Below are 6,556 nucleotides of genomic sequence, written 5' to 3'. Positions count from 1 at the left end.
CGCATTCGACGAGTACTCCTTCCCGCTTCCGAAATACTCGACGGACAGGGCGACCTGAGAGCTGGGAAGGACCTTCACGCGAACCACCTCCCCCGCCACGGAGTCCTCGCTCCCCTCCATGAGGAGGGTCCCCGCCGCATCCTCCGCCTTCCACTCCCCCCTGAAGTCCTCGAGGCGGTAGCCCCCCGACCCGGGGTTGGGCGCCGGCGCGGGGTTATCCCCTCCCTTATAGCCGCCTCCCCCGCCGCCGCACCCTCCCAGGGACAGCAGCGCCACGACCAGCAGCGCGATCAGAACGCGGGACCATTCAAAACGACGCATACTCCAACTCCTCCTTTCTGAATTCCAAACGATCTTCCCAGTCTCACAGGCGCAATTTTCGCCTTACGGGCCGGCGGCTGCCGTCAACGCATCCCCATGCGCAGCCCCATCCCAACGAGCAACAGCTGAAACGACGGGGACAGCAGCAGGGAGATGACGCCGATGACGATGCCGATGACGCCGAGAGCCACCTGCTTCTTGAAGGCCGCGATGAGCCCCAGCAGGACTCCAAGGGGCGCGAACACGAGCGCGGCCAGGAAGATGCTGACGATGCTGCACACGATGCTGCAGATGCCAAGGGCGTTGCTCTGTCCCGACGCCACCACCGCCTGTCCCTTCTCCGCTCCATTCGCCTGATTCACTCCGTTCTCCAACATACCAATCTCTCCTTTCGTCTTGCGGAAGCCTCTGTGCCTCCCGCCTGCGTTGTGCCCCTAATTTATCGCGAGGGCGTCCCCGCTGCAAATGCGTTTGATCGCCTCCCCGGTGGAGCCGGGCCGGCGTCCCCTCTCCGGTTCAAACGCATTTTGCCGAACGGTAAGGCGCAGATATAATTCGGGCTGCAACGACAAATGCCCGCCGCACGAGGCTGCGGGGGAAAAAGGAGGGTCTATTGCAATGGAACGCTGTGACGGCAACCTGCTGCTCCTCGGCGACGACGAGGAGAAGGAGAGGACATACGAGAGGCTGATCCGCACCTGGAATGGACGGGAGGGCGCCCTGGTGGTCTTCGACTCCAGGGGGTGGGGCGAGAAGTACGGCGATGGGCATCTCGCGGCATCCGGCGCGGGCAATGTCCCCGATTACCTGCAGCCCGTGCTGCAGCACCCCGAGCTCGGCGCGACCCCCGCCGCAGCCGCCGAGTACCTGGCCCCGATCTGCACGCCAAAATCTTTCAGGCTGAACGTGGGAAACGATGAGTTTTGGGAGAACATGGCGTTCCAGACCAACGCCCAGTACCTGGAGTACCAGGTTGCGCTCCTGAAGCAGGAGGACGACGGACACGCCCTCCGCACGGCGGCGAAGAGGCACAGGCTCCTGCTGGACGGCATGGAGGCGATCGCTCTCAGCAACAAAGATGAAATCGAAGGCCAGATCAAAAAATCAAGGAGGAGTCGGCCGTCGATCGAGGCCCCGATCCCAGGATATTCCCTGAGGACAACTTCTTCCAGCCCGAATGGAAGCCGGCACCCCGCAGCCGATCGGAGCTCTCCCGCCCGGCCCAGGGGCAAAGCGCTCCGAAGGAGGACCGGCCGGAAATTAAAGCGCTGGAGACCATGGGGCTCTTTCAGTACACCGCTGCTCCCTTCAAGGGGACGCTCATGGGAAAGGGAGGGACACAGAACGGACACCTGGCGCTCTCGGCACTTCGCACGGCTCAGGCGCAGCACTCCTCCCTGGCGGCGCTTTTCAACGCCATGATTCGGGCGGAAAAGCGGGCGAAGCTCCCATCCGGCGCCCCATTCGACGTCAAAAAATTCGTCCGCACCCCAACGAAGCCCCTCTTCGTGCCGGCGCTGCGCAATCCGGAGACGAACGCCGGCCTGGCCCAGGTGGCTCTGGCGGGGCTTTGTGCGGCCGCCGACGCTGAGGAGCGCCGGGTGACGTTCCTCGTGCCGGACCTGGAACGGTGGGGGCTGTGGGGGGGGGCTCCTTCACGTCCTGGACGTCTTTCCCGAGAGCGTGCGCTTCATCGTCGGGTACGGCGACCTCTACGCGCTGAGGCAGGCGCTGGGGCAGGCGCGCAGGGATGAAGTCGTCAGCCAGCTCCTGCCTCATGCCGACGCGGTGGCCTGGCACCACACTCAGGACCAGATGCTGAACGACATCTTCAAAGACAGGTTCTCGAACAGGGTTCGTGTCTGCGAGCTGAACATGCTCGAGGGGTACGTCGCGTGGGAGCGGAAGGGAAGGAAACTCGAATTCGTCCCGGAGGATGACTTGTTGGAGCCTGAGCGCCCCGGTCCGACCGGGGACGTTCCGGCGGAAAGGAGCGTTTGAGATGAGTGAGATGAGGTTGAAGGTCCTTCCCCCCAACTGCAGGAAATTCGGAAAGGAGCTGTCCGACCCCGATAACTTCCAGCAGGGCCTGCTGGTCGACGAAAAGCTTTTGGAGAGGCTGACGGGGATCCTGATGCAATCCGACCACAACAACATCGCCCTGGTCGGGGACCCAGGGGTCGGCAAGACGGCCACGGTCCAAGCGCTCGGTCAGTTTCTCGTCCGGACGAACCGGAGTTTCAGGCTCGCGGAGATCGATCTGAACCTGCTTTTTGCCGAATGTCCCACGTATTCGGAGCAGGGTCTGCGCCTGAAGCATCTGTTTCGGGAGGCGGAGGAGCACTCGATCGTCCTGTTCTTCGACGAGGGGCATCGGCTGTGCAACGATCACGGCAGCAACAGCGTCGCCAACATCGTGAAGCCGCTCGTCACGAACCCCAGGCTTCAGCTGATCCTGGCGACGACGTGCGAGGAGTACCAGCGCTACATCGCCACCGACAGGGCGTTTCGCCGCCGGTTCCGGGAGTTGGAGGTGGCCGAGCCCAACCCGCAGGATACGGCCCGCATCCTGGAGAGCGTGGCGAAGGCGCGCTACAGGGACATTGCGTTCGAGGACGGGGTCTTCGCCTTCATCGCGGAGCTCAGCCAATCGATCATGGAGGAGCGCTACAACCCGGACAAGAGCCTGGAGGTCCTGGACGCGGCGAGTGGCCGGCACCGCCTTCTGAACCCGGACGCCGCGCTGAACGTGGACGAGGTGAAAACGACGGTGCGGGAACAGTTTTCCGAAGCGGAGCCCAGGGTGGGATTCCGTGGGCACCATGGACTATAATTGGGGAGGAACGATCATGATCACAGGACGCAAGGGCGAGGGCCGCGACGTCTACAGCTGTCTCTTCGAGGACCGCATCGTCTTCCTTGGAAGCCCCATCGACGACGCGGTCGCGAACGGCATCGTCGCACAACTGTTGCTGCTGGCAAATCGGGACGAGAAGAAGGAGATCAGCCTGTACATCAACAGCCCCGGAGGGAGCGTGTCGGCCGGACTGGCGATCTACGACACGATGCAGTTCGTCCCCTGTCCGGTGGCGACCACCTGCATCGGTCAGGCGGCGAGCATGGGGGCCGTCCTCCTCGCCGCCGGAGCGAAGGGCAGGCGGAGCGCGCTCCCCCACGCAAAGGTCATGCTCCACCAACCCCTCGGCGGGGCGGGGGGCCAGGCCTCGGACGTGGCGCTCTTCGCCCAGGAGCTCATCAAGACGCGCGAGGTCCTGAACGCCCTCATAGCCCATCACACGGCCCAGAAGGTCGAGACCGTCGAGAAGGACACGGACCGGGATTTCTTCATGTCCGCCCAGGAAGCGCAGAGGTACGGGATCATCGACGAGGTCATTCGGAATTGAATCCGCATCGAGAGGCCCCGCGATTCGGGCGTCCTCGCCGCCGGAGGAAAAATCGACTTTTTCAAAACGTTCCATCATCGTTTATCCCCTATGGCGAAACGGGGTAAAATTTCGAGGAGGTCCTTGAGATGCCGGAGGTTCCGCTCTGTCTGAGCTCTGAACAGGTCGACAGGATAAGAGAATACTGCAGCAAATGGGTGGAGGCTCGAACGGTCGTTCGGCGCCGCATGGACGCCTACGAGGAGGACTACGCCGCTTTCGAGAAGGAAAAGGCGGAGAAGGGGAACCCCACCCTCCTCGACGACGACCCGGCCGGGAGGACGTGGTTCGAAAAGATACGCGATGAGCTCAACGGTGAATTCCAACTCGATAACAGCTGCGCCCTCATCGCAGATGGCCCGGACAAGGCTCGATATTGGGCGCCGAAAGACATCGCCGCGGTGATGAACCTGCACGTCACGACGATAACGCGCCGCCTGAAGGCGATCGGGAAGGCCCCCTCGGCGGACTGGCGGGGGCGACTGAAGGCCTGCACGCACAAGACGGAGAGACCTCCCGTATACAGCGACGGCATCTTCGACGTCTTGATGGATTGGAAGGCCGAGTACTATCTGAAGAGTACGATCCTCGGTCCGCACCACTACAAGGGGGAGAAAATCTCCCCGGAGGACGAACATCGTATCCGCAGCTTCTGGCAGGAGACGATGGACGAGGCCAGGAGAGAGTACGACGACAGGAAGGCCGGGGAGCCTGAGGTGAGCCCGGAGCAAGAGGAAGAGCTGCTGCGCTTCGTCATGGACCTTTCGGACGAGGATCGGTCGGTGTGGTCGGTTCGGTTCCCGTGGGACAGGCCGTCTCATCGCGGGGACGTTCCGGACGAGGGAGAGCCGAGGGGGGCGGCACTTGGAGGGTTCAAGGACGCCTTCACGGAGCTTTGGCGCAGCATGTCGCACTGGAAGGGGAACCTGAGCGCCGCCGCCCTCCTGACGATCTACTCGGAGCTGTCCTACATCTTGAGCAGCCTCTACGCCTGGTTCCCCCTGATCGCTCTTCTGGTCCTCACGGCATGCTTCCTGTGCCTTCGGTACAGGGTTCCGCCGCGGCCCTTCTGGGGCGCCGCGGGGTCCACCGCGATCCTGTTCCTGGGTCTGTGGGTCCTCTGCTTCGTGGGGCGCGGCTTCTCCGCGGAGAATCCCAGCCCCCTGATGCGCATCCCTCTGATGAAGGACCTTCAGCAGGGCATCGCCCGTCTGGAGGGCATCGAGGCGAGGCGGACCGCCGAAACTCAGGCGATGTTGGAGGAGGCGCTGCAGGTCACCCACGCCTTCCTGCGGGAACGGCGCAGGACCGACACGCCCGTGTCGGAGGCGGAGTACCAGCAGATGCTGCACAAGACCGAGGCGCGGGAGACCCCGGAATCCCTCCGGCCTCTCCGCTCCGAGCTGCGCGTCAACGAGGCCCGAATCTACCTCCACTGGGCCTTCGACGATTACCGGTCGGGCCTCACCAAGCTCCAGGCGGCGGAACAGCTTCTGCTCCAGACCAGGGAGGAACTGACGCTGGCCGGACGAGGACACGACGTCCTTCAGGGAAGGACCGCCCTCGCACTGTCCGAGGTCCTCTACGCCGGCATGGAGCGCGGCCTGTGGGGCGAGCGCGCGGACGAGGCCATCCGCGCAGCCGACATGGCGTCGTCGCTCCTGCGGGACCGAGAGCCACAGGAGGCGATTGCGGCTCAGGAGGCCCGTTCCCACCTTTTCTACTTCCGCGGAGGACAGTCCATCGACCCGAACTCGGCGGACCTTCGTCAGGCCGAGGAGGCCGCGCGGGAGGGCCTTGCCCTCTCTGCGCGGAACGAGGGCTTCCTGTACCCTGAACTCGCCTTGGCACTGGGGCTTGCCCTGTCGGCCCAGGAGAACGCCAGAAAGGCCATTCAAGCCTTCACGGACGGCCTCCGGCACACGGACATGCAGCTCCAGCCCAACCTGTACGTCGCGCTCTCCGCGGCTCTGGCGGATGCCAACGCAGTGCTCTGCCTCGGCACGAAAGACCCCGCCTCGCGCAGGGATGCCGAAATGGCGCTGTCGGCGGCCTTCGGCGTCATGAACCGCTACGCTCATCTGACCTCGGACGCCTTCCTGCACTTCGCGCTGGCGCGGGCCTCCCTCGCCGCGGGGCTGGCGGCGCAGAACGGGGAGGACCTCGAGCAGGCACTTTCGAGCGTGAACCGGGTCCTCGACGTCTGGACGTTCACCCCCTACACGTCGAACCACATCCAGGCGGCCTGTACCAAGGCCGCGATCCTGACGGGGATGACCTTCCTGCCCAAAAAGCACGAGGACTTCGACAGGCTGGAGAGGGCGGGAAGCGAGATGGGCTCCGAGGCAGGCGACATGATCCGGAACGCCGCGCGCGACGCCCGTAGGGCGCGCATCCTGATGGACCAGGCCGTCAACCGCGAGGCCCTGCGCAAGGCCATTCAGACCCTGGAGCAGATCGCCTACTACGACCGCACCAACCCGACCCTCGCGCGGAAGTGCGCCACGGACCTGTTCAACGCCTACCTGGTCCTGGTGGAGGCCCACGCCGCTGCGGGGGCCATGGATAAGCTGTTCGGGCCGGAGGACGACGAGGACCACCTTGCCGCGGCAGAACGGGCCCTCCACCGCGCCCGTGAGCTGGCCGGAGGGCAGGGGACGAAGAAGATCGAGCGCGCGGAGTCGTCCTTGAAAAGACTCCGCCTGTCCTCCAGCGCGGCGCAGATGCTGATGCGCCTGTCCGGAAAGACGTCGCAGGACCTGAGGAAGCGCTGATTATACCAATCTGCGTCT

At 64.4% G+C, this 6,556-nt stretch carries 7 protein-coding genes; 5 read left to right on the top strand and 2 right to left on the bottom strand.

Annotation, left to right across the window (positions count from 1 at the left end; translation table 11 throughout):
• The coding region (locus tag SY1_RS06980) for a hypothetical protein (protein WP_208873221.1) at positions 1-321 on the bottom strand (321 nt) is incomplete at its 3' end.
• 83 nt (positions 322-404) lie between these two features.
• Positions 405-698: a hypothetical protein gene (locus SY1_RS06975; RefSeq protein WP_015556609.1), complete on the bottom strand. Its 294-nt coding sequence runs from the start codon at positions 696-698 to the stop codon at positions 405-407.
• A gap of 241 nt (positions 699-939) precedes the next feature.
• On the opposite strand from SY1_RS06975, the gene SY1_RS06970 reads away from it, so the two are divergent.
• From SY1_RS06970 to SY1_RS06950, 5 genes are all read left to right on the top strand, one after another.
• A complete protein-coding gene (locus SY1_RS06970; RefSeq protein ID WP_015556608.1) occupies positions 940-1,743 on the top strand; it encodes a hypothetical protein in 804 nt (267 codons plus the stop codon).
• Positions 1,744-2,004: 261 nt separating this feature from the next.
• Complete coding sequence (locus SY1_RS06965; RefSeq protein WP_208873220.1) at positions 2,005-2,322, top strand: hypothetical protein; 318 nt, start codon at positions 2,005-2,007, stop codon at positions 2,320-2,322.
• Position 2,323: 1 nt separating this feature from the next.
• Positions 2,324-3,154, top strand: a complete 831-nt coding sequence (locus SY1_RS06960) for an AAA family ATPase (protein WP_015556607.1) — start codon at positions 2,324-2,326, stop codon at positions 3,152-3,154.
• A gap of 16 nt (positions 3,155-3,170) precedes the next feature.
• Positions 3,171-3,725, top strand: coding sequence for an ATP-dependent Clp protease proteolytic subunit (locus SY1_RS06955; protein WP_015556606.1), 555 nt, complete (start codon positions 3,171-3,173; stop codon positions 3,723-3,725).
• Positions 3,726-3,853: 128 nt separating this feature from the next.
• Complete coding sequence (locus tag SY1_RS06950) at positions 3,854-6,538, top strand: hypothetical protein (protein ID WP_015556605.1); 2,685 nt, start codon at positions 3,854-3,856, stop codon at positions 6,536-6,538.
• Positions 6,539-6,556: the final 18 nt, after the last annotated feature.

Source organism: Fretibacterium fastidiosum (assembly GCF_000210715.1).
Lineage (GTDB): Bacteria > Synergistota > Synergistia > Synergistales > Aminobacteriaceae > Fretibacterium > Fretibacterium fastidiosum.
The sequence above is the reverse complement of the archived record's forward strand: the minus strand, read 5'-3'. Positions and strand labels throughout refer to the sequence as shown.